The following is a 21,768-nucleotide window of genomic DNA, read 5'->3' as shown; positions in this document are numbered from 1 at the left end:
ATCAACAGCAATCAATGTTTACCAGAGAGGTCTGGCGGCGAAAGATTCACCATGCTAATGTGTGAATACACCGCATTACTCAGATTTATCTGAACCTCCGTTCACACCTATTCTCGCAACCTTACGCTTTCTAAACAGTTTCTCCATGATTGCCGGAAAAATGACAATTTGGCTTTCACTCTTTTACATCTTGATCGCATTACTATTCATTGGATTGAGTAGACTTGTTTTCGTCGAAACAAAACGGGCGACGTGCCTGAATATTCAATGAGGAATTTAATTATGCGCAAACTTACCGCAATGATTGTGGCTTCAACTTTGGCTCTGAGCTCTGCTTCTTTCGCGTTTGCTGCTGAAACCACAGCGGCTCCGGCAACTGATGCCACCACCGCACCACACGGCAAAATGATGCACCATAAAGGCCCGCATCACATGAACCCGTTTGCCGGTCTGAACCTGACTGAGCAGCAGAAAACTCAGATGAAAGACATCATGAAAGACAGCGGCGCGCGTCCTGACCGCGCAGCAATGAAAGCACAGATGGATCAGATGCACAGCCTGGTGGCATCCGACAGCTTCGATGAATCAAAAGTGAAATCGCAGATTGATACCATCACCAAAGCGCAGTCCGACCGTATGCTGGAACGTGCCCGTGCTGAGAACAAAATGTATAACCTGCTGACACCTGAGCAGAAAAAACAGTTCAACGAGAACTACCAGAAACGCTCTGCCAAAATGGAACAGATGCGTGACCACAAACCAGGTGAAGCCAACACCACAACGGCTCAGTAATATCGTCTGATAACCTGCATGACCGGCCCCTCACGGGCCGGTTTTTTTTGCCTCACGTCCTCAGGCATCTTCACCATGACGGGTGATCATGACCCGCAAATAATCCAGTACCACAGCCGCAGGTTCCGAAAGCGCCACCGTAGCGGAAAGCACCGCGCCCACATCCATATACGTCATGCTGTCTTCCACCGTTCGCCGCATCACCCGCAATCCTTCCAGCGACCACGGGCGATAAACCAAGTCCGACAAAATGGTCACGCCCCGGCCTTTTGCCACCAGGCTGCGCACGGTTTCGAATGATGTGGTGGTAAAAGCCACGTTGGGCTGACCCCCGCGCGTATGCCAGTGCTCACGAATAACATCGGGATATTCGTCGGTGTCGAGCAGCAGAAAAGGCAAGTCGGCGATATCGGCCAGATAGATAACCGGTTTACTGAGCAACGGATGTCCCTGCGCAATCCAAAGCCTTCGCGGCGAGCGTATAAACGTTTCTATTTTAAGGTCATTTTCACAGGCAATATTCGAGGTGAGCAGCAGACATAAGTCGGTTTCCCGCTGCCTTAAAGACGCAATAAGCTGCGCCGGATCGGCTTCAATGAAATTAAGCGTCATCAGCGGAAAATGCTGTTCCACTTCAGTAATGATGGCGGGCAGTAAATACGCCGACAGGGTTTTCGCCACGCCAATATTCACGGTGCCTGTTGCCAGCTGTGGCTGATAGAGCAAATCGTCAATGGCGCGCTGGCTGTCATTCATAATTTTGCGCGCGTGATGCAGAAAACGCTCTCCGGCCGCCGTCAGGGTCACCCCTTTTGCATGGCGCACAAACAGCGCGTTATTCACCGCCTCTTCAAGATTACGCATCGCGACGGTCATCGACGACTGAGAAATATTACAGCGCGAGGCTGCCTTAGATATCTGTTGCGTTTGTGCTAACGCAATGAAAAATTCTAGTTGCCGCAGGGTGAATTTCATAGTTTAAAACTATACCTTCCAATGAAAACTTTGAATTAGATTTGCCACGGCTGGCGTTTTACCATTTTAGCGTACTTAACCCGCCTGATATTGATCGCGGTATGCAAAAAACCGATATCACAGCAGGCACAACTTTTTGGTAAAACTTATGCCTTATCTATTTTTGACGCTGGCCGCCTGTTTCTGGGGGGGTAACTATGTCGTCGGTCATTTTCTGGTGACGCAGGCCGACCCGATTATGCTTTCCGAAGCCCGCTGGATGCTTACCGCCCTGTTGTTGCTGACGCTTTATTTCCCGCAGGTGAAAAAACAATGGCCTGAGATGAAGAAAGCGAAAGGAACTGTTCTGTTTCTGGCGCTGTGCGGACAGGTCTTATTTCCCCTCACGCTCTACATTGGTCTGCAATATACGTCGTCATTAAATGCGGCCATTTATTTATCCACCACGCCTGCGCTGGTGCTGTTGATTAATAAGTTTATTTTCAAAGAACGGATTTCCTCCCGCAATATTACCGGCGTGGTTTTAAGCTCCTTCGGTGTGGTCTGGCTGGTGATGCAAGGCGACTTGCTGCATGTTGAAACCTTGAAAAATCTTAACCGCGGTGATGTCTGGACTATGGGTTCCGCCATCAGCTGGGCGCTTTATTGCGCATTCCTGCGCACTAAGCCAAAAAGCGTCGGCGGCAATGCTTTTGTTGCCGTCAGCGCGGCTCTCGGCGCCCTGATTTTGCTGCCGGTGCTGGCTTTCAGTTTTGCTGAATTCATGTCTGCATCAAACCTGCACCAGCAACTGCACGCCTGTCTCAATGGCAGTTTTCTGGCCGGTTTAGCCTATCTGGTGATTTTTCCTTCCTGGCTTTCGTATTTACTGTGGAACAAAGGCATTCAGGTGATTGGTGCTACGCGGGGAGAAATCTACTCGCATCTGATCCCGCTGAGCGGCGGTGCGCTGAGTATTCTGTTTCTGAATATCCCCCTGCACGCATTTCATCTGGTCAGCACGTTACTGATTGCCGCAGGTATTGCGCTTTGTTCCGGTAAGGCCGGGGAAAACATCGTGCAAAACGCACAGGTCACCCGCGCAGAGTGACCTGCTCTCACAACTTTGATGACATCAGACCAGTCTTCTCTGCCCAAAGCGCCAGCCTCATCACATTTTCATTCTTAACTTAAAACTTTTCTGTTTAAACACATTATTTTTAAACAGTAATTTAACATAGTCGCAACGTACATTCTGTACACCGACCCTGACCTCCCTACATCACACCCTCACAAAAAAAGTGGCCCGCTATTCGCGGGACCACTCAGAAGGAGTTGTACATCATGAAAAGCGTCAAGTCCGGGATAACCTGGCTGGTGGTGGCGTTAATCGGGGCTTTTGCCTTTGGAATGCTGGCCCTGAGCCGGGGCGAACATGTTAACGCCCTGTGGCTGGTGGTCGCCGCTATTGCCTGTTACAGCATTGCCTACCGTTTTTACAGCCTGTTTATCGCTGAAAAAGTCTTCGAGCTCGATGACAAACGCATGACCCCGGCCGAGCGTCATAACGACGGGCTGGATTACGTGCCGACCAATAAATGGGTGTTATTCGGGCACCATTTTGCGGCCATCGCCGGAGCGGGTCCGCTGGTCGGCCCGATCCTTGCCGCACAAATGGGCTTCCTGCCGGGCACTATCTGGATTTTAGTCGGTGTGATGCTGGCCGGCGCGGTGCAGGATTTCCTGATCTTGTTCATCTCTACCCGTCGTGACGGGCGTTCATTGGGTGAAATGGCCAAACAGGAACTGGGCGATTTTGCCGGGGTGATCACCATGCTCGGCGCGCTCGGGGTGATGATCATTATTTTGTCCGCGCTGGCGCTGGTGGTGGTTAAAGCGCTGGCCGACAGCCCTTGGGGTCTGTTCACCATCGCGGCAACTATTCCGATCGCCCTGTTTATGGGCATCTACATGCGTTTTCTGCGTCCGGGAAAAATCGCTGAAGTGTCGGTGATTGGCTTCGTGCTGATGATGCTGGCGATTGTGTACGGCGGCAATGTGGCAGCGGATCCTTACTGGGGACCGTTCTTCACGCTGCACGGCACCACGCTGACCTGGGTGCTGGTGATTTACGGCTTTATTGCCTCGGTATTGCCGGTCTGGCTGCTGCTGGCGCCGCGCGATTATCTGTCTACGTTTCTGAAAATCGGCGTAATCGCCGGTCTGGCAGTCGGTATCGTCTTCGCCATGCCTGAAATGAAGATGCCCGCCGTCTCGCGCTTTATTGACGGCAGCGGTCCGGTCTTCTCCGGCAGCCTGTTCCCGTTCCTGTTTATCACCATTGCCTGCGGTTCTATTTCCGGTTTCCATGCGCTGGTTTCCAGCGGTACCACACCAAAACTGATTGAGCGCGAAAGTCATATCCGCTTTATCGGTTACGGCGCAATGCTGATGGAATCGTTCGTGGCGATCATGGCGCTGATTTGTGCGTCGGTTATCGACCCCGGCGTGTATTTTGCGATGAACTCACCGGCGGCGCTGATTGGTACCACGGTGGAAAGCGCCTCGCAAGTCATTAACGGCTGGGGGTTTGTCATCACGCCGGACGTTCTGACGCAAATCGCCAAAGACGTCGGCGAGCAGTCGATTCTTTCCCGTGCCGGTGGCGCACCGACCTTTGCGGTCGGTATGGCGCACATTATCACCGACGTGTTCAACAGCCGCGCGATGATGGCCTTCTGGTACCACTTCGCCATTCTGTTTGAAGCCCTGTTTATCCTGACCGCCGTGGATGCCGGTACCCGCGCCTGCCGTTTTATGGTGCAGGATCTGGTCGGCGTCGCGGTTCCGTCGCTGGCCAATAACCGCTCATGGATCGGTACATTTGCCGGGACTACCGTCGCGGTCGCAGGCTGGGGTTTCTTCGTCTATCAGGGCGTGGTAGATCCGCTCGGCGGCATCAATACCCTGTGGCCGCTGTTCGGCATCGGCAACCAGATGCTGGCTTCAATGGCGCTGATTTTAGGTACGGTAGTGCTGTTCAAAATGAAGAAACAGCGTTACGCGTGGGTGACGATATTGCCGACCATCTGGCTGTTCATCACTTCTATGACCGCCGGCTGGCAGAAGATTTTCCACGAAAAACCGTCGATTGGTTTTCTGGCGCAGGCGAAGAAATTCAGTGCCGGAATCGACAGTGGTGAAATCATCAAACCGGCGAAAACACTGGCGGACATGCACACCATCGTGCTGAACAATCAGATCAACGCCATCCTGTGCGGATTCTTCATGCTGGTGGCGGTAACCATGCTGATTTCCGCCTTCTTTGTTATCCGCCGGGCGCTGAAATCCGCTACGCCAACGGTGCATGAAACGGCCGTCGTTAACCGCCGGGAGGCGCGCCATGTCTGAATCACGCGCATTATTTAAGACGCCGCGTTTGAGCGCATTTCAGGTGACGCGCTGTCAGCCATTATTTGTGCCACAGCCTGAACCGCACAATGTCACTGACTGGCTGAAACTGGCTTTAAAGCGCACCGCCCAAAGCTTCCGGCTGATGGTCGGCGTGCAGGATTATCAGAATTATGTCCGGCATATGCAGGTGCGACACCCGCAGACAACGCCGATGACAGAACGGGAATTCCACCGCCGTTGTCTGGAGGCGAGATTCCCGAGCGAAGGCGGAAAAATGGGTAAATGCCCTTGCTGAAAACTGACTGCTCCGTCTGAAAAGGGGGAGCAGTATTCCGTTCAGGGACGCGGTAAACGATACAAACAATGTTCCCGCAGCCAGTGCCCCTCTTCCAGCATCGGATGCATGAAGTTCTCCTGCGGATCGCACACCATTCCCAGCTTTTTCATTACCGCCTGCGAACGGACATTCGGCAGCGCAGTGTAAGCCACAATCTCCTCCAGCCCCAGCTGAGTGAATCCGGCATCCATCACGGCGCGGGCCGCTTCAGTACAAAAACCTTGTCCCCAGGCATCCACTTTTAAGCGCCAGGCAATTTCCACACAGGGCACAAATGGCAGATCGTATCCCGGCGTATGCAACCCGACAAAACCGATAAACTCGCCGGTATCACGCAGCTCAACCGCCCAGATCCCCCAGCCGCGTTCATTGATCAAATTCTGACAGCGCATCAGCATTTCATCACTTTTCTCGCGTGTCATGGTGGACGGGAAAAACTCCATCACCTGCGGGTCGGCGACCATTGCTGCAAAAGGGTCTGCATCAGCATCCTGCCACTGACGCAGGATAAGGCGCGGTGTAGTGATATTCAGCGGCGGAACAGCCACAGGAACAGTAAAAGCTTCCATCAGTAACTCCTTGTTTATGGCGGGATCTCACGGACATCAGCGGAGCTTTTTCGCACTGACCATTTTGAATTTACGTTGTGCTATTGAAACAGGCAAGATTTCCTATTAAAGCTATTCACATCAATTATGAGTTTGCAGGAATTACCAAAGGAAGTGCCAACATGATTTTTCACCGCTATCACGGACTGGGTAACGATTATCTGGTCTGCCATCAGAGTGTTGCCGCTCTGCTCAGCAACGAGCAAATTCAGCGACTCTGCGACCGTCATTACGGCATCGGTTCAGACGGTTTGCTGATCGACCATGATGACGCTGAAATTCCTTCACTACGCATTATTAATCCCGACGGTTCTGAAGCCGAGAAAAGCGGCAACGGCCTGCGCATTTATGCCCGCTATCTGTTTGATCTTGGCCGCGTGACGCATGAGCCGTTTCAGGTCGAAACCTTAGGCGGACAGGTGCGCTGTGCAGTCACCGAAGGGGCGCATCAGGTGAGCGTGGATATGGGGCAGGCGAAATTTTCGCCTGCTGCTTTACCCGCCAGAGTAGAAGGTGACGAAGCCCTTGCCCTGCCGCTGGTGGCGGGCGGTCATCATCTTTGCGCCACGCTGGTCTCAATGGGCAATCCGCACTGCGTGATCCGGGTGGATAAACTGGATTTAGAGCTGGTGAAACAGCTGGGTTCAGAAATCGAAACGCTGGCGATTTTCCCGAAACGGACCAACGTGCAGTTTGTGCAAGTTCTGGACAGAAACAATATCAGCATCGGTATCTGGGAACGTGGTGCCGGTTATACGCTGGCCTCCGGCAGCAGCAGCTGCGCCGCGGCCAGTGCGATGCGCAAACTCACACTGGTGGATGACAATGTCACGGTACATATGCCGGGCGGAAAACTGGCCATCAGTTTCAGCGGTGATTTTCAGGTCAACATGCGCGGCCCGGTGCAGAAAATCGCCACAATTACCCTCGATAACGACTGTTTCCGGGATATGCCCGCGTAACTCTTTCCGCTTTTTGACGGGTTTTATCCCTTCTCTCTCAACTTCCTCTTTGATAACGGCAGCCAGCCTGCCGTTATTTCAAACACCTCACCATAAACAAAACTCATACCTGCATAATGATTTTATGGCAGACAGCGCGCTTTACAGCCCCTAAGTTGGTTATCAGGAAGCACAACAACGAGAAATCAAATCATTGTTTAATAAATAAAATAATTATCATGAAACACCCTCACTGCCGTTTTCCATGCTCCGCCGGTCAGTGAATTTTTTTTCAAAGTTTTAATCCGATCACATATTAATAAAAAAAACAGAGAGCGTACCCTATGAGCAACAACACCATCGTGGATGTCAAAGCGTGGATAGACGAACGCCCGATATCGAAATATCAGTGGGTCGTTTTATCCCTGTGTTTCATCATCATTATGTTCGACGGTTATGACGCCGCCGTGATGGGCTTTATCGCCCCGGCGCTGATCGAGGACTGGGGCATCGGCCGCGCGGAAATGGGGCCGATTTTGGGCGCCGCCATGTTTGGTGTGGCGGTTGGCGCGTTGATTGCCGGGCCCAATGCGGACCGCTTCGGTCGCAAACGGGTGCTGATGTGGTCAATCTTCTGCTTCGCTCTTTTCAGCCTGCTGAGCACTTTTGCCCGCACGCCCATGGAAATGGCGATCCTGCGCTTTCTTACCGGCCTCGGTTTAGGCGCGGTGATGCCTAATACCGTGACGCTGGTGTCGGAATATATGCCCGAACGCCGCCGTAGCCTGATGATCACCGTCATGTACAGCGGCTTTAACGTGGGTTCCGGCGCGGGCGGTTTTATTGCCGCCGGTTTGCTGCCGCACTTTGGCTGGAAAGCGGTGATTTTTGCCGGAGGTGTTGTGCCCCTGCTGATGCTGCCGTTGCTGCTGTGGATCCTGCCTGAATCCGCCATGTACATGGTGGTACGCAACGTGGCGAAAGAAAAAATCGCCAAAGTCCTCACCCGCGCCGGTGGAGTATTTAACGAAGGCACCAAATTCGTGCTGAAAGCGCCGGTGATTCAGAAAAAAGCTAAAGTCTTCCAGTTGTTCGCCAACGGTTACGCCAAAGGCACTATCGTGTTGTGGGTCACTTATTTCATGGGGCTGTTCGTGATTTATCTGCTCAACGGCTGGCTGCCGACCATTATGCGTAACGGCGGATTCTCACTGGAGCGCGCAGCCATCGTTGCCGGTTTATTCCAGCTGGGCGGCACCTTTGGCGGCCTGATGGTCGGCGGTCTGATGGACAGATTTACCGCTAAGCGCGTCATTGCAGGTTTCTACATGATGGGCGTGGTCAGCCTGTTATCGCAGGGTATCGGCAACTTCGGCCCGGATATTCTTGCCCTGCTGGTGTTCATCAGCGGTGTGTGTATCAACGGCGCACAAACCGGTTTGCAGGCGTTTTCCCCGGCCTTCTATCCGACAGAAATGCGCGCCACCGGTGTCTGCTGGATGCACGGCATCGGACGCAGCGGAGCCATTATCAGCTCATCAATGGGCGGCGTTCTGCTGGGCGTTTTCTCCGGTCAAAACATGATCTTTATTATTCTGGCGCTGCCTGCATTGCTGGCAGGTCTGAGCATTCTTTTACACCGTGCGGCACACCCGGCCGAGATGATCAAAGGCGTTGATATTACTGACATCCCGGAGTTGTCGCGCACCATGAATATCCGCTAATCTTTGGATTAGCCACCTGATAATTAGAAACATAATCAGCAACATATTCATCACCCTAAATAAAACGCGGCGCGACGTTCGTGCCGCAGTGACCCTACAAAAGTATTGAGGATTTAAGATGGCGAAAATCATAGGTGGTTTAGCAGTTTCACATACCCCGACCATCGGTTTTGCGGTTGACCATAACAAGCAGGAAGAGCGCGCCTGGGCACCGATTTTCGAAAGCTTTGCACCAATGCAAAAATGGCTGGAAGAGAAAAAACCCGACGTGCTGGTCTACATTTTTAACGACCACGTGACGTCGTTTTTCTTCGATCACTATTCTGCGTTTACGTTGGGTATCGACGAAAAATATGAAGTCGCTGATGAAGGCGGCGGGCCGCGTGATTTACCGGCGGTTAAAGGCCATGCGGCGCTGTCACAACACATTGGTGCCAGCCTGATGGCGGACGAATTTGATATGTCGTTTTTCCAGGACAAACCTTTAGATCACGGTCTGTTCTCCCCGCTTTCTGCCCTGCTCCCGCATGAAGGCGGCTGGCCTACGCAAATCGTTCCGCTGCAAATTGGTGTGTTGCAGTTCCCTATTCCGACCGCCCGTCGCTGTTACAAACTCGGTCAGGCGCTGCGCCGCGCTATTGAAAGTTTCCCGGAAGATTTAAACGTGGCGATTGTTGCGACAGGGGGTGTTTCACATCAGGTACACGGCGAGCGTTGCGGTTTTAACAATCCGGACTGGGATGAGCAGTTCGTGGATATGATAGTCAACGACCCGGAACGTCTGACCGAAATGACACTGGCCGAATTCGCCACACTGGGCGGGATGGAAGGTGCGGAAGTGATTATGTGGCTGGTGATGCGCGGTGCGCTGTCGGCCAATGTGAAAAAAATGCATCAGGCCTATTACCTGCCGTCGATGACCGGCATCGCCACACTTATCCTTGAGAATCAGTCACGTGAAGCACCTTATGACGTGCAGCAACGCCAGCGTGACAAAATCGCGCAGCAATTGGCGGGCGTCGAAAAGCTGCCGGGCACCTATCCGTTCACACAGGCACGCAGCCTGAAAGCGCTGGGCATTAACCGGTTCCTGCACCGCCTGATCCAGCCCGCGTGGCGCGAGCGTTTCCTTACCGATCAGCAGGCGATGCTTGCTGAAAACAAACTGACTGACGAGGAGCAAAAACTGCTGCGCGAACTCGACTGGCGCGGCATGATCCATTACGGCGTCAGTTTCTTCCTGCTGGAAAAACTCGGCGCGGTCGTCGGTGTCTCCAACTTACATATTTATTCCTCGATGCGCGGCGAAACGCTGGAAGAATTCCAGAAAACCCGCAATCAACAAGTTCTCTATTCAGTAGCAGGTAAAGCGAAAGCATGACGATTTTTGAGCAACCCAAGATCGACACACATCATCACGTGTTTGATCCGGCGCGCTTCCCGTACCTTCCGGACACGCCTTATTGTCCGCAAGGGCACGAGATTGGCACCACCGATTATTACCGCGCCGTGATGCAGGCGTATAACATCCGCCACTCGCTGATTGTCGGCCCGACATCGGGTTATAACACCGACAGCGCGTGTTTGCTGGATGCGCTGAAAAAAGGCAACGGCCGTTTCAAGGGCATCGCCGTGGTGCCTTTTGATATCAGCACTGAACGGCTCGCCAGCCTGAAACAGGCCGGTGTGGTCGGTATTGCCATGAATGTGGCAATGCTCGGCACCGAGCCGTTTTTGCATCTCGACGGCCTGATGGGGCGTCTTGCCGAACTGGATATGTTCGCCGCTATTCAGGTGCAGAACGATCAGCTGCTGGCGCTGTTGCCGCTGATCAACCGCACTACAACGCGGCTGCTGATTGATCACTCAGGGCGTCCTGACGTCACGCAGGGTCTGCAACAACCGGCTTTTCAGGCGTTACTCAGTCTGGCTGACCAGCAAAGAACCTGGGTAAAACTGTCGGGCCTGGCGAAGTTCAGCCGCCAGCCGTTTCCCTATCAGGACGGACACGCCTATCAGCACGCTCTGCTCGATGCCTTTGGCGCACAGCATTGCATGTGGGGTTCAGACTGGCCGTTTCTGCGGGCGGAGCACCGGATGGATCTCGGCACGCTGCTGATGCTGCTGGAACAATTATTCCCTGACGAAAAAATCCGCCAGCAGATTTTGTGGCAGACCCCGAAAGAGTTATTTGGATTTACGGATTACTGAAGAAAGGAAAGACCATGAGTTATAAAATCGCCGTCTTTAACGGCCCGAATCTCAATCTGCTCGGCACCCGCGAACCGGAAACCTACGGCCACGACACACTGGCGACCATCGAAAAGCTGTGCCATCAGACCGGTGAAAACTGCGGCGCAACTATCGAATTCTTCCAGACCAATCACGAAGGCGGGCTGATTGACCGCATTCAGGCCTGCCGGGGCACGGTGGATGCGATTGTCCTGAACGCCGCCGCCTGGACGCACACCTCCGTCGCCATCCGCGATGCCGTGACCGCCGTCAGCCTGCCGCTGTACGAAGTGCACATCACCAACGTGCATAAACGCGACGTATTCCGCCATCACTCCTTTCTCTCAGACGTTTCCGTCGGCGTAATCTGCGGTTTCGGCATTCAGGGGTATGAATATGCAATCAGGCAGGCGGTGGTGAATCTGGATAAGTAAAGCAGAAATTATCAGAGGTACTAATATAAGGATTCATAATTGAATCCTTATATTATATGCGGGTCAATCAGCAGTTTTCCTTAGATTAATACAACATACGGCCAACGACATAACAAATAGTGTAGCGGTCTGATTATAAAGGATGACTGAATCCGTCAGCCCGGTCACGAATAATACGATAAAGGGTAACACAATCCCTCTAACATCATATCTCCGAACCCATCCATAAATTAATACCAGATAAGGAAATAATAAAGCGAGTGTACCCCATAACCCCTGAAGGGTAGTCACCTCAAGAAATTCGTTGTGCATATTATATTGCACATTGTTATACCCTTCATAATTTTCCGGGTGGTGCGCTTTTATAAATTCCCTGGCCAGAGTCGTTCTATCATCAGGCGATGTAAAACCAATATGCCGATGCAACAGAGATACGCCACTTTCCCATATAGCAACCCGGGCGCCTAGTGATGTTGAACTTTGAACATCATATTTCTGGATATCATTAATACCCTGAGCCCAGCGGTTGCCGGTGATCCCAAGGATAGCTATAACAGCGAGCAGAACGAGCCCCATTACCCGCCAGTTTTTTATTAGGTCAACTTTATACTCTATGAAAATGAAAGTCACTTTCAGGAGTATAAGTGCCAGTATAGTTATTCGTGTTCCGCATAAATACAGGAGAAAAAAAGTCAGAACAAAAGCCACTAAATCGAGATATTTCGAGTAGCGATGTTCTTCCAGCCTGCTTAATCCTAAATATGCACAATAAATAAAAACAATCATATAAGATGCCATCGATGAAGCATCAGTGGTCATTTTTATACGATCAATTAAGGTATAATAATGCTCATATAACCCGAATCCCAGCGTAGCAACCAACCCAATCATAATTATCGCTTTGCTGAATAATATTGTTTTCCTGCTTATCAGGTAACTATATACAGAAAGACACAAGATGACGAAAGCACCGAGGAGGATCCTTTTACTGCCCACTAAGTAGTTGTTAATTATGCCTGCACTGGTCGGCGAAGGTGCGATACCATTATGCTTTAGCGTTATCGCCCACACAAAACGAACCACAGCCAAAAAAACCAATGAAAGGAACATCACCAGATGAAAGCGATCATTATGATATGAAATATCTTTATTGAATACCGCATACAAAACAGTAAAAAAACTCACATAAGAAACCACATAAAATATTTTCTGCGGCCATCCGGTAACAAACATACTCAATGAAAGTGACATACACAGCGCGATAGCCGATATATTCACTAATTTTTTCAAAAAAGCAGTTCTAGATCTGCTATTCATCTTTTCCCTCAGCAATATTATTAAGAATGTTCTTAAAATTATTCATATATGCATCTTCGTAAAATTTCCCGATACTTTCTTTTATCAAAGCATGCTCTGGTAGACGCAGACCATTGCCAAGTGTAGCAATGATTTTAGATAGCTCAATAATGTCATTCTGAGGATAAAGTTGCCCATTTATATTGTTTTCAATTATTTCTGACGGACCGCTGATGCAATCAGATGTAACGCAATATATCCCACGAGAGACAGCTTCCAGCAGCACCAGCGGGAAACCCTCAAAATTAGACGTCATGACCAGACACGTGACTTCTTTGATATTATTTTCAACGTATTCCCAGGGGTCATTTTTCCATCCATGCCAGGTAACCTGGTCTGAAATCCCCAGTCGCTGGGTATAAGATTGACATTCGGTTAAATCTTCGCCATCCCCAATAATATCTAATGTCCAATCAACGCTTACCCGTGCAAGCGCATCAAAGAGGTCTTTTAACTGTTTTTGTCTTTCAAAGTGAATCCTGCCGATATAAAGGATCCTCAACTGCTCAGGTCTTAAAATCGTCTTGCTGGATTTATTTACCGGGTTAAAAACAACATCGACATTGTTATTGTTTATACCCAACTCAACCAGCTGATTTTTTATTTCATTGCTAATTGAAAAGTGGTGATCTGCTAATAATAAATAATGCGGACGGTAACGATCTTTGGGTGGGAGATGCATCCACGTCGATAAAATGGCTTTATGTGCAGAATATTTAATCGCCCGATGCGCCATCAAATTGGGTATCGTATTGAGCGTAATAATATGCTCTGGTTTATATTTCCTGATAAAAAATAGAAGACGGAGAGTATGTATGAAGTTTTTTACTTTTTTATTTCTTAACGCGCATACACTTTCAAAGAGCACGACGTTTTCCAGCCAGGATTTTGAGTGCGTCGTTTCGCCGCTATTGATAACGAAAAAACCCGCCTCAAACTCTCCACTCTTATTGAGGGCTGAAATTACCTGACTGGTCACGTTTTCCATACCGCCACGCCCGATAAGTAAATCTGTCACCAGAAGTATTTTCTTTTTGTTAATAACTTCTTTTTTCTTAGTTATCATAGTCCAGTCTCTTCACACCCCCAAAAGGCGAGAGCAATATCTAACCATTGTTTCTCAACACATATTTAAACAAGGTTTATCAACAAACAGGCATATCCTTCATATCTTTTGGTATCTTACCTCAAAGTGACAAGTCATTCATGTACAAAACGGACACAAAAGTGACCCAGATTGAAAAATTAGAGAATTCCCTATGCCGTCAGAATCGGTTAAAAATGAAGAGCTTCTACCGCCGGTATTTAGTTAAGACAGTGAATCGGTATTTGTCTGATTTTTATTTATAATAATATTCCCATCCCAGGATCAGAAATCTACATCGTTCATATTTCGAACATCCAGTTAATCCAGAATCAAAATTCTCATGCAAAAGTTGAGTTGTCGCACACCTTCCTGATCTCCGCCACCAACGCCCCGGCGGCGGGCGAAAGCAGACTTCCGGCGCGAAACGTCAGGCCGATGGCGCGTTGCGTATCGGCCAGATCCAGCGGCAGTTTGACCAGTTCGCCGGACTCAAGCTCGTGTTCCAGCTGCCGTGCGGACACTGCCGCCAGCATGTCGGAACTGAGCAACAGCCCGCGCACAATCCCCAGATCACCGCTTTCCACCACCGGATCGGGCGGCGGCATATTCATTGCGGCAAAACTGTTATCCAGCAGCCGTCGGGCGGGCGTTTCGGCGCGCGGTAACACCCAGCGCGCCTCGCGCAGATGCGCCTGTGTCACTGCAACGCCCAGCAACGGATGCCCTTTTCTCGCCAGAATCACCATGCTTTCGGTGAACAGAGTTTCCGTCGCCATATCCGCCGCGTAATCACTGGAACGCAGCGCGCCGAAAATAAAATCCACTTCGCCGGAACGCAGCTCTGAGGCCAGTGTGCTGAACGCACTTTCGTTGGTCACCACTTTTACGCCGCGGTATCGTTGCGTCAGGCCGATAATCGCCTGCGGAAGCAGTCGCGTGCGACCAAGCGGTAACGCGCCGACCTGCACCGTGCCTTCCAGCACACCACGGCGGGCGGCAATATCCGCCGGAATATGGCGCAGTTCGTTAAGCGCACGACGCAGGTTCGGCACGATATCCTGCCCTGCCAGTGATGGCATCATGCCGTGTGGCGTGCGCTCAAGCAGCGCCAGACCGGCCCCGCTTTCCAGCACTTTCAGTGCTGCACTGACCGCGGGCTGACTAAGGCCCAGCAAAGTGGCCACCGTCTGCATATGCCGCGTTTTGCACAGGGAGATAAAAATTTGCAGACGCCGGACATTAAACAGATACAGCGGTTCGGTATCGCCACGCCGCTGCCCGCTTTTGCCCTGTAATTTCGCCAACTGCGAGGGGATCTGATGCAGCTCGGCAATGGCCCGCCGCGCACGGGGCAGCAGGCATTTACCGAAATCGGTCAGCAACATGCCGTTAGCATGACGCTCAAACAGCGGCACATCGAGCGCCTGTTCCAGATCCCGTATCGCCCGCGTGACTGCCGACTGCGTGCGGTAAAGCTCATCGGCTGCGCGCGATACGCTTCCCTGATCGACAACCTGACAAAATGCCCGTATTTGCATCAGGTTACTCAGCATCTCAGTCTCTGCCATCCCCTTCTCCTGTTAGTTCCTTTCAGTGACATCCCTCAGCACTATAACCTAAATAATCCACGTTACGGGAAGGCGGCAAGCGAGAGCATCCGATGAGCTTACATAAGTAAGTGATTCGGGAGATTGAGCACAGCCAACGCATCCGCAATGTGAAGTATGACGGTTATATAAATAAAATGCATACCTTCTGCAATCAAATGAATTACCCGTCACGGGCGCAGGCTGACAGCATGGAACTCAGACATTTTGAGAACAATAAAACCAAGGACACCCTCATGACTCAGCCAATAAAAGATGATGCTAAAAGCGCATTAGTCGTCAGCGCCCATTCCGCCGATTTCGTCTGGCGCGCGGGCGGCGCCATCGCCAAACACACCCAGGCCGGTTACGCCGTCCACATCGTTTGCCTGTCGTTTGGCGAGCGCGGGGAATCCGCAAAATTGTGGCGTAAAGGCAATATGACCGAAGAAATCGTGAAAGCATCGCGTCGCGAAGAAGCGATGGCGGCCGCAGAAATTCTCGGTGCGACCGTTGAGTTTTTCGATATGGGTGATTATCCGCTGCGTGCCGACAAAGAATCGCTGTTCCGCCTTGCCGATGTGTACCGCCGCGTGCAGCCGCATTTCGTGCTGACGCACTCCCTGAAAGACCCGTACAACTATGACCATCCGATGGCGACACATCTGGCGCAGGAAGCGCGGATTATCGCCCAGGCCGAAGGCTATAAGCCTGGCGAAACTATCGTCGGCGCACCGCCTGTTTACTGTTTTGAGCCGCATCAGCCGGAACAATGCGAGTGGAAACCCGACGTTCTGCTCGATATCACCGAAGTCTGGGACAAGAAATATCAGGCCATTCAGTGCATGGCCGGTCAGGAACATTTGTGGGAATACTACACCCGCGTCGCCCAGCAGCGCGGCGTGCAGGCGAAACGAAACGTCGGGATCACCAGCACCAAAAACATCGTTTACGGCGAAGGCTATCAGAGCATCTTCCCGCGTGTGACGGAGGATTTAGCATGAGCCTGGTCGGCAAAAAAGGCGTCGTGGTTCGCCATATTCCACGGGCAGAAAAATCGCACGTTAGCGCACTCGCCGCCTTTGGCGTGGCAACCGTGCATGAAGCGCAGGGACGTAAAGGTTTGCTGGACGCAGGCATTCGTCCGATTCAGCAAGATTGCGCGATTTCCGGCAGTGCCGTCACTGTGCTGACCGCGCCGGGCGATAACTGGATGTTCCACGTTGCTGTCGAACAATGTCAGCGGGGGGATATTCTGGTGGTTGCGCCAACCTCACCATGTTCTGACGGCTTCTTCGGCGATTTGCTGGCAACGTCGCTGAAAGCGCGTGGCGTGGTCGGGCTGGTGGCAGATCTCGGTGTGCGCGATACCAAAACCCTTCGTGATATGGGATTCCGGGTCTGGTCGCGGGCGGTTCATGCGCAGGGCACCGTCAAGGAAACGCTCGGTTCCGTTAACGTGCCGGTGGTCTGCGCCGGACAGCTGGTGTATCCGGGCGATGCCATCGTGGCCGATGACGACGGTGTGGTCGTGGTGCGCCGTGAAGAAGTCGCACAAGTGGTGCAGGCCAGCCGCGAACGGGAAACGCTGGAAGAGAGCAAACGCGCAAGAATGGCGGATGGCGAACTCGGGCTGGATATCTACAACATGCGCCCGCGTCTGGCGGAAAAAGGCCTGAAATATTTTGATTCCACCGAAGAATTAGAACAAGCCGAAAAGCGCTGAGGAGCCGATATGCCGCAGACCCGAATTCCCTGCCTGCTGATGCGCGGCGGCACCTCAAAAGGTGCGTTCTTTCTGGCGGACGATTTACCGCAAGACGACAGCCTGCGCGACCGCGTGCTGCTGGCGGTGATGGGATCCCCCGATCCGCGTCAGATAGACGGCCTCGGTGGCGCCGATCCACTGACCAGTAAAGTGGCGATTGTGCGTCCTTCAGCGCGCCCTGATGCCGACGTCGATTATCTTTTTGCTCAGGTGAATGTCGATAAAGCGGTGGTGGATTACGGACAAAACTGCGGCAATATTCTGGCCGCTGTCGGCCCGTTCGCTATCGAACGGGATCTGGTCAGCCCGCAGAGCGGCATCACGCTGGTACGCATTTTTATGGAAAACACCGGACAACTTGCGACCGCGTATGTACCGGTCAAAGACGGTCAGGTTTGCTATCAGGGTGATTTACGCATCGACGGCGTGCCGGGTACCGCGGCCAAAATCAGCGTGGAATTTGCCGATATCGCCGGTTCGAGTTGTGGCGCATTGCTACCGACCGGCAACGCCCGCGACACGTTCGACGGCGTCGACGTGACCTGCATCGACAACGGTATGCCGGTGATCCTGCTGCGTGCTGCCGATTTCGGGCGCAGTGGTTATGAAACCCGCGAACAGTTGGATGCCGACACGGCGCTGAAAAAGCGTCTCGAGTCGGTCCGCTTGCAGGCCGGTCCGAAAATGAATCTGGGCGATGTATCGCAGCGCAGCGTGCCGAAAATGACGCTGATCGCTGAAGCGCGAAACGGCGGTGCTATCTCCAGCCGGACGTTTATTCCGCATCGCTGCCACGCCTCGATTGGCGTGCTCGGCGCGGTCAGCGTCGCCAGCGCCTGTCTGATCCCGGGCAGCATCACCGAAGGTCTGGCGCACGCACCCGCTGGCAACACGCCACTCATCAGCGTCGAACATCCGACCGGCGAATTCAGCGTGGAATTACAACTCGATCCGACCCAAACCGGCGCACAACGTCTTAAAGGCTGCGCACTGTTACGCACCGCCCGACTGATTTTTGAAGGCCGCGTCGCAATCCCCGCCAGCGTCTGGGACGGACATCAGGAGCTCCGCCATGAATAAAGTGACCCGCGTTACCTTAATTGGCCTCGGCGAGGTCGGCACGATTCTGGCAACGGATTTAAAAAAACAAAATCCGGCGCTGGATATTGTGGCGTTTGATAAGCAGACGGATTCAGCCGTTATCCGGCAGCGCGCCCGTGATGCCGGAGTGCATTTTGCAGCGTCGCCAGAAGACGCGATGAAAGGCAGTCAGATCATTTTTTCTGCCGTGACCGCCGCCGAAGCGCTGAATGTGGCCGAAACCGTCGCCCGGCATCTCGCCCCCGGACAGTTCTTTCTGGATCTGAATTCAGTTTCACCGCATACCAAACGCGAGGCGATGGCTCTGACTGAACAGGCGGGCGGCAATTATATTGACGTCGCGGTGATGGCACCCTATCCCCCTGCGCGGCTGAAAACCCCGCTGCTGCTGGGCGGCACGCAGGTAAATGCTATCAGCGAATGGCTGAATGAAAACGGATTCAGCAGCAAAGTCCACAGCACCACCGTGGGAGAAGCCTCCGCCATCAAAATGTGCCGCAGCGTGATGATCAAAGGCCTGGAAGCGCTGACCGCCGAATGCCTGAGCGCCGCCCGCCAGTACGGCGTCGGGAACGAAGTGCTGGCTTCGCTGCACGCCAGTTTTCCGTCACTCGGCTGGGACGCGCAGTTACCGCATTATCTCATCAGCCGGATTGCCGAACACGGCAAACGTCGTGCCGAGGAGATGCGGGAAGTGGTTAAAACGCTGCAAGACGTGGGCGTCGCGCCGAATATGAGTTCCGGCACGGTGCTGGCCCAGCAAGGGCTGGTGGACGCGCTGGCGGCGAAGGGGATCGGGTATTCGGATCTGGAGCCGTTTGAGTGGGATAAAACTATAGATAGTTTGCATCGCCGGTGATGCGAACCGATCATAAGGTCGGGGGGCGTGGGGTGCCGGCCTTAAAGTCAAAACTGTGGGTTGCCACCCACACGGGCCTCAAGAGGCGCCTATCGCCGCGCCTCTTAAGAATCTCCGGCTCTTTTACTGCGCGCTACCGCTCGCTGGCTATGCTTCAGCTAGCACGGCGACAGGCTGGAAATCTTGCCGCTGCGCGGTTCCTTCTCTCGGTCCTGGAGCCTTGGGTCTCCAGGCCGCTCCGTTCAGCAAGATTTCTGAGTCGCCCGCACGATCTTAAATTCAAAAATAGACTGATTCCCATCTTTTCAAAAAGTTAACTGGCGTGCTCAAAATCCAGCTGAACGGAGCTGCTTCGAGACCTTTGGCTCGAAGACCGAGAGAAGGCAGTGCGAAGCACCTGGATTTGCGCCACTCACGATTGCTGCGGAACATGTCCGTCGTTCCTGCGATAGCGCGCAGTAAATGAGCCCGGGGGGGCTTGGGGGGCGGCGGCGATTGGCCGCCCCCCAAGTCGGTGTGGGCCGATGCCCACGGTTTTGACCTTAAGGCCCGTGTGGGTTGCCACCCACAGTTTTGAACTTGAAATTAAAAAAGCGCCTTTATGCCCGCTCCGGCATAACCCTATGACATCGCGCAACCACCCCGCCTGCTCCGTAAACCAGATCCTGCGGCATCTGACAGCCGTCACCAGCCAGCGGACAGCGCTCGCGGAAATAACAGCCCATCGGCAGGTTGCGGTTACTGGGTAATTCACCTTTTTTATCGACTATTCCTTCATCCAGAGCACGCCCGGCGCGGGGAACAGAATCGAGCAGCAAACGGGTGTAGGGATGCTGCGGTTCGGACAACACTTTTTCCGCCGCACCCAGCTCGACGATTTGCCCCAGATACATCACCGCCACGCGGTCGCTCATATGCCGGACAACCGACACATTATGCGAAATCAGCACGTAGGTCAGGTTTCTCTGACGTTGCAGTTCAACCAGCAGATTGAGGATTTGCGCCTGCACCGAAATATCCAGCGCGGAGGTCGGTTCATCCAGCACGATAATGTCTGGTTCTGAAGATAACGCGCGGGCGATGGAAATTCGCTGACGCTGACCGCCGGAGAATTCATGCGGCAAACGGTCAAGATATTCTTTGCGGATGCCGACCTGCTCTGCCAGCGTGGCAGCCAGTTCACGGCGCTCACGGCTGCTATTGTGTTTTTGCACAAACACCGGCTCGGTGATAATCCTCCAGACCGGCAGACGTGGATCCAGCGACGATTGCGGATCCTGAAACACCATTTGCATACCGGAACCGAACCACGAGTTATCATGGCGCGCGCGGTGAATTTCTCCGCTGCTCGGCTTTTGTAATCCCATCAGTAACTGCGCCAGCGTGCTTTTTCCGCAGCCGGATTCGCCGACAATTCCCAGGGTTTCGCCGCGGAAAATATTCAGATCTAATCCGTTCAGCGCATGGACATAACCGGTCGGTTTGCCGCGCCAGTTAACGCTAACGGGAAAGCGTACACGTACATCCTGGAGTTCGACTAACGCGTCATCAATCATCAGGAAAGCTCCTCAATCGGTTGGATCAGGATTTCACGCTGAGGATGCCAGCAGGCGACAGACTGCTGCGGAAATTGTGTCAGCGGTAACAATACAGGTGTTATCAGGCAGCGATCGTCGGCGTGATTACAGCGCCCGCGAAACGCGCAGCCCTGCGGCAGTTTTGCCAGATTCGGTACCGTGCCCGGGATGGCTTTCAGCAGACTGCGTGGCTCACCGTTTTCCGGTGCCGCCTGCAATAACCCGATGGAATACGGGTGCGATGGCGTGCCGATGACATCCTGAGTGTTGCCGCTTTCAATCACATGCCCGGCGTACATCACGTAAACCCGGTCGCAAAGTTGCGACACCACCGCCATGTCATGGGTAATAAATAACACGGCGGTGCCACTGGCCCGGGCTTTGCGCTGTAGCAAACGCAAAACCTGACGCTGCACCGTGACATCCAGCGCAGTCGTCGGTTCGTCGGCAATGATCAGTTCCGGCTCGCAGGAAAAGGCCATCGCGATTAATACCCGCTGACGCATACCGCCGGAAAGCTCGAACGGATAGCGCGACATCACCTGTTCAGCATCAGCAATCTGCATATCCTCCAGCAGCCCGATGGCTTTTTTCCACGCCTGTGTTTTACTGAGTTTCTGATGCAGACAAATCACTTCGCACATCTGACGACCAATTTTGCGCGTCGGATTCAGCGCGTTCATCGGTTCCTGAAAAATCATCGCCACCCGTGCGCCGCGCAGTGTACGCATCTGTTCTTCACTGGCATGAACCACGTCGGTACCGAGCATGCGTAACTCGCCGCCGGTCACGGTAAAACCATCGGGTGGCAACAGGCGCATCGCCATCATTGCCGTGACCGATTTACCTGAACCAGATTCGCCAACCACGCCGACGATTTCTCCGGCGCTGACAGACAATGAGACCTGATTCAGGGCTTTCACTTCCCCACCGTATACCGGAAAGACCAGTTGCAGATTGTCGATTTCCAGTACCGGCACGTGGATTTGTTCTGTCAT

General features: G+C 52.9%; 20 protein-coding genes. 13 read left to right on the top strand and 7 right to left on the bottom strand.

The features are described from left to right. The first annotated feature begins 282 nt into the window (after nt 1–282). Entirely contained in the window at nt 283–792 is a 510-nt protein-coding gene (spy, locus tag D6C13_RS14585) for an ATP-independent periplasmic protein-refolding chaperone Spy (RefSeq protein WP_120133454.1), read from the top strand. A gap of 60 nt (nt 793–852) precedes the next feature. Here the strand turns inward: spy and D6C13_RS14580 are convergent, their stop codons facing one another. After that, a complete protein-coding gene (locus tag D6C13_RS14580; RefSeq protein WP_120133453.1) occupies nt 853–1,767 on the bottom strand; it encodes a LysR family transcriptional regulator in 915 nt (304 codons plus the stop codon). 148 nt (nt 1,768–1,915) lie between these two features. Here D6C13_RS14580 and D6C13_RS14575 point away from each other — a divergent pair, with 148 nt between their 5' ends. The 3 genes from D6C13_RS14575 (at nt 1,916) to D6C13_RS14565 (ending at nt 5,455) form a co-directional block, all read left to right on the top strand. Beyond that, on the top strand, nt 1,916–2,857 hold the full coding sequence (locus tag D6C13_RS14575; protein WP_120133452.1) for a DMT family transporter: 942 nt from the start codon (nt 1,916–1,918) through the stop codon (nt 2,855–2,857). A gap of 233 nt (nt 2,858–3,090) precedes the next feature. Next, nucleotides 3,091–5,157, top strand: a complete 2,067-nt coding sequence (locus D6C13_RS14570) for a carbon starvation CstA family protein (protein WP_120133451.1) — start codon at nt 3,091–3,093, stop codon at nt 5,155–5,157. Further along, complete coding sequence (locus D6C13_RS14565; protein ID WP_120133450.1) at nt 5,150–5,455, top strand: YbdD/YjiX family protein; 306 nt, start codon at nt 5,150–5,152, stop codon at nt 5,453–5,455. The genes D6C13_RS14570 and D6C13_RS14565 overlap by 8 nt, the downstream gene beginning before the upstream one ends. Nucleotides 5,456–5,496: 41 nt before the next feature. Here the strand turns inward: D6C13_RS14565 and D6C13_RS14560 are convergent, their stop codons facing one another. Further along, a complete protein-coding gene (locus D6C13_RS14560) occupies nt 5,497–6,066 on the bottom strand; it encodes a GNAT family N-acetyltransferase (RefSeq protein WP_120133449.1) in 570 nt (189 codons plus the stop codon). Nucleotides 6,067–6,227: 161 nt separating this feature from the next. Here D6C13_RS14560 and dapF point away from each other — a divergent pair, with 161 nt between their 5' ends. The 5 genes from dapF to aroQ all read left to right on the top strand — a co-directional run bounded on the left by dapF (nt 6,228) and on the right by aroQ (nt 11,436). Further along, nucleotides 6,228–7,067 carry a diaminopimelate epimerase gene (gene dapF / locus D6C13_RS14555; RefSeq protein WP_120133448.1) on the top strand — a complete coding sequence of 280 codons (840 nt, stop codon included), beginning with the start codon at nt 6,228–6,230 and terminating at the stop codon, nt 7,065–7,067. A gap of 323 nt (nt 7,068–7,390) precedes the next feature. Beyond that, nucleotides 7,391–8,770: an MFS transporter gene (locus D6C13_RS14550; protein WP_120133447.1), complete on the top strand. Its 1,380-nt coding sequence runs from the start codon at nt 7,391–7,393 to the stop codon at nt 8,768–8,770. Between the two features lie 118 nt (nt 8,771–8,888). After that, nucleotides 8,889–10,151, top strand: a complete 1,263-nt coding sequence (locus D6C13_RS14545) for a gallate dioxygenase (protein WP_120133446.1) — start codon at nt 8,889–8,891, stop codon at nt 10,149–10,151. Then, nucleotides 10,148–10,981, top strand: a complete 834-nt coding sequence (locus D6C13_RS14540; RefSeq protein WP_120133445.1) for an amidohydrolase family protein — start codon at nt 10,148–10,150, stop codon at nt 10,979–10,981. Before D6C13_RS14545 ends, D6C13_RS14540 begins: the two co-directional genes overlap by 4 nt. Before the next feature lie 14 nt (nt 10,982–10,995). Next, nucleotides 10,996–11,436, top strand: a complete 441-nt coding sequence (aroQ, locus tag D6C13_RS14535) for a type II 3-dehydroquinate dehydratase (protein ID WP_120133444.1) — start codon at nt 10,996–10,998, stop codon at nt 11,434–11,436. A 63-nt stretch (nt 11,437–11,499) separates the two neighbouring features. On the opposite strand, the gene D6C13_RS14530 is transcribed toward aroQ, so the two are convergent. The 3 genes from D6C13_RS14530 to D6C13_RS14520 all read right to left on the bottom strand — a co-directional run bounded on the left by D6C13_RS14530 (nt 11,500) and on the right by D6C13_RS14520 (nt 15,447). Next, on the bottom strand, nt 11,500–12,753 hold the full coding sequence (locus D6C13_RS14530) for an O-antigen ligase family protein (protein ID WP_120133443.1): 1,254 nt from the start codon (nt 12,751–12,753) through the stop codon (nt 11,500–11,502). Then, entirely contained in the window at nt 12,746–13,858 is a 1,113-nt protein-coding gene (locus tag D6C13_RS14525) for a glycosyltransferase (RefSeq protein WP_120133442.1), read from the bottom strand. The genes D6C13_RS14530 and D6C13_RS14525 overlap by 8 nt, the downstream gene beginning before the upstream one ends. Nucleotides 13,859–14,217: 359 nt before the next feature. Next, nucleotides 14,218–15,447 (bottom strand): LysR family transcriptional regulator, encoded by a 1,230-nt coding sequence (locus tag D6C13_RS14520; protein WP_120133441.1) that lies wholly within the window; start codon nt 15,445–15,447, stop codon nt 14,218–14,220. A 275-nt stretch (nt 15,448–15,722) separates the two neighbouring features. On the opposite strand from D6C13_RS14520, the gene galB reads away from it, so the two are divergent. Genes galB through D6C13_RS14500 form a run of 4 tightly spaced genes read left to right on the top strand, consistent with a single transcriptional unit; the run spans nt 15,723 to nt 19,193 of the window. Next, a complete protein-coding gene (gene galB, locus D6C13_RS14515; protein WP_120133517.1) occupies nt 15,723–16,469 on the top strand; it encodes a 4-oxalmesaconate hydratase in 747 nt (248 codons plus the stop codon). After that, nucleotides 16,466–17,191, top strand: coding sequence for a 4-carboxy-4-hydroxy-2-oxoadipate aldolase/oxaloacetate decarboxylase (locus D6C13_RS14510; protein WP_120133440.1), 726 nt, complete (start codon nt 16,466–16,468; stop codon nt 17,189–17,191). The genes galB and D6C13_RS14510 overlap by 4 nt, the downstream gene beginning before the upstream one ends. A gap of 9 nt (nt 17,192–17,200) precedes the next feature. Next, a complete protein-coding gene (locus D6C13_RS14505) occupies nt 17,201–18,313 on the top strand; it encodes a 4-oxalomesaconate tautomerase (RefSeq protein ID WP_120133439.1) in 1,113 nt (370 codons plus the stop codon). Continuing rightward, nucleotides 18,306–19,193: an NAD(P)-dependent oxidoreductase gene (locus D6C13_RS14500; RefSeq protein WP_120133438.1), complete on the top strand. Its 888-nt coding sequence runs from the start codon at nt 18,306–18,308 to the stop codon at nt 19,191–19,193. The genes D6C13_RS14505 and D6C13_RS14500 overlap by 8 nt, the downstream gene beginning before the upstream one ends. A 599-nt stretch (nt 19,194–19,792) precedes the next feature. On the opposite strand, the gene D6C13_RS14490 is transcribed toward D6C13_RS14500, so the two are convergent. Both D6C13_RS14490 and D6C13_RS14485 read right to left on the bottom strand, forming a co-directional pair. Beyond that, complete coding sequence (locus D6C13_RS14490; RefSeq protein WP_120133436.1) at nt 19,793–20,749, bottom strand: oligopeptide/dipeptide ABC transporter ATP-binding protein; 957 nt, start codon at nt 20,747–20,749, stop codon at nt 19,793–19,795. Continuing rightward, a complete protein-coding gene (locus tag D6C13_RS14485) occupies nt 20,749–21,768 on the bottom strand; it encodes an ABC transporter ATP-binding protein (RefSeq protein WP_120133435.1) in 1,020 nt (339 codons plus the stop codon). Before D6C13_RS14485 ends, D6C13_RS14490 begins: the two co-directional genes overlap by 1 nt.

It is taken from the genome of Rahnella woolbedingensis (genome assembly GCF_003602095.1).
GTDB lineage: Bacteria > Pseudomonadota > Gammaproteobacteria > Enterobacterales > Enterobacteriaceae > Rahnella > Rahnella woolbedingensis.
Note: the sequence above shows the minus strand (reverse complement) of the source record. Positions and strands in the feature narration are given on the sequence as shown.

Bases quoted from the DNA above. Each gene is read 5' to 3' on its own strand.
- D6C13_RS14570 (WP_120133451.1), top strand. From the start codon at position 3,091: ATGAAAAGCGTCAAGTCCGGGATAACCTGGCTGGTGGTGGCGTTAATC.
- galB (WP_120133517.1), top strand. From the start codon at position 15,723: ATGACTCAGCCAATAAAAGATGATGCTAAAAGCGCATTAGTCGTCAGC.
- D6C13_RS14485 (WP_120133435.1), bottom strand. From the start codon at position 21,768: ATGACAGAACAAATCCACGTGCCGGTACTGGAAATCGACAATCTGCAA.
- D6C13_RS14565 (WP_120133450.1), top strand. From the start codon at position 5,150: ATGTCTGAATCACGCGCATTATTTAAGACGCCGCGTTTGAGCGCATTT.
- D6C13_RS14545 (WP_120133446.1), top strand. From the start codon at position 8,889: ATGGCGAAAATCATAGGTGGTTTAGCAGTTTCACATACCCCGACCATC.
- aroQ (WP_120133444.1), top strand. From the start codon at position 10,996: ATGAGTTATAAAATCGCCGTCTTTAACGGCCCGAATCTCAATCTGCTC.
- D6C13_RS14490 (WP_120133436.1), bottom strand. From the start codon at position 20,749: ATGATTGATGACGCGTTAGTCGAACTCCAGGATGTACGTGTACGCTTT.
- D6C13_RS14500 (WP_120133438.1), top strand. From the start codon at position 18,306: ATGAATAAAGTGACCCGCGTTACCTTAATTGGCCTCGGCGAGGTCGGC.
- D6C13_RS14580 (WP_120133453.1), bottom strand. From the start codon at position 1,767: ATGAAATTCACCCTGCGGCAACTAGAATTTTTCATTGCGTTAGCACAA.
- spy (WP_120133454.1), top strand. From the start codon at position 283: ATGCGCAAACTTACCGCAATGATTGTGGCTTCAACTTTGGCTCTGAGC.
- D6C13_RS14520 (WP_120133441.1), bottom strand. From the start codon at position 15,447: ATGGCAGAGACTGAGATGCTGAGTAACCTGATGCAAATACGGGCATTT.
- D6C13_RS14575 (WP_120133452.1), top strand. From the start codon at position 1,916: ATGCCTTATCTATTTTTGACGCTGGCCGCCTGTTTCTGGGGGGGTAAC.
- D6C13_RS14505 (WP_120133439.1), top strand. From the start codon at position 17,201: ATGCCGCAGACCCGAATTCCCTGCCTGCTGATGCGCGGCGGCACCTCA.
- dapF (WP_120133448.1), top strand. From the start codon at position 6,228: ATGATTTTTCACCGCTATCACGGACTGGGTAACGATTATCTGGTCTGC.
- D6C13_RS14560 (WP_120133449.1), bottom strand. From the start codon at position 6,066: ATGGAAGCTTTTACTGTTCCTGTGGCTGTTCCGCCGCTGAATATCACT.
- D6C13_RS14540 (WP_120133445.1), top strand. From the start codon at position 10,148: ATGACGATTTTTGAGCAACCCAAGATCGACACACATCATCACGTGTTT.
- D6C13_RS14550 (WP_120133447.1), top strand. From the start codon at position 7,391: ATGAGCAACAACACCATCGTGGATGTCAAAGCGTGGATAGACGAACGC.
- D6C13_RS14530 (WP_120133443.1), bottom strand. From the start codon at position 12,753: ATGAATAGCAGATCTAGAACTGCTTTTTTGAAAAAATTAGTGAATATA.
- D6C13_RS14510 (WP_120133440.1), top strand. From the start codon at position 16,466: ATGAGCCTGGTCGGCAAAAAAGGCGTCGTGGTTCGCCATATTCCACGG.
- D6C13_RS14525 (WP_120133442.1), bottom strand. From the start codon at position 13,858: ATGATAACTAAGAAAAAAGAAGTTATTAACAAAAAGAAAATACTTCTG.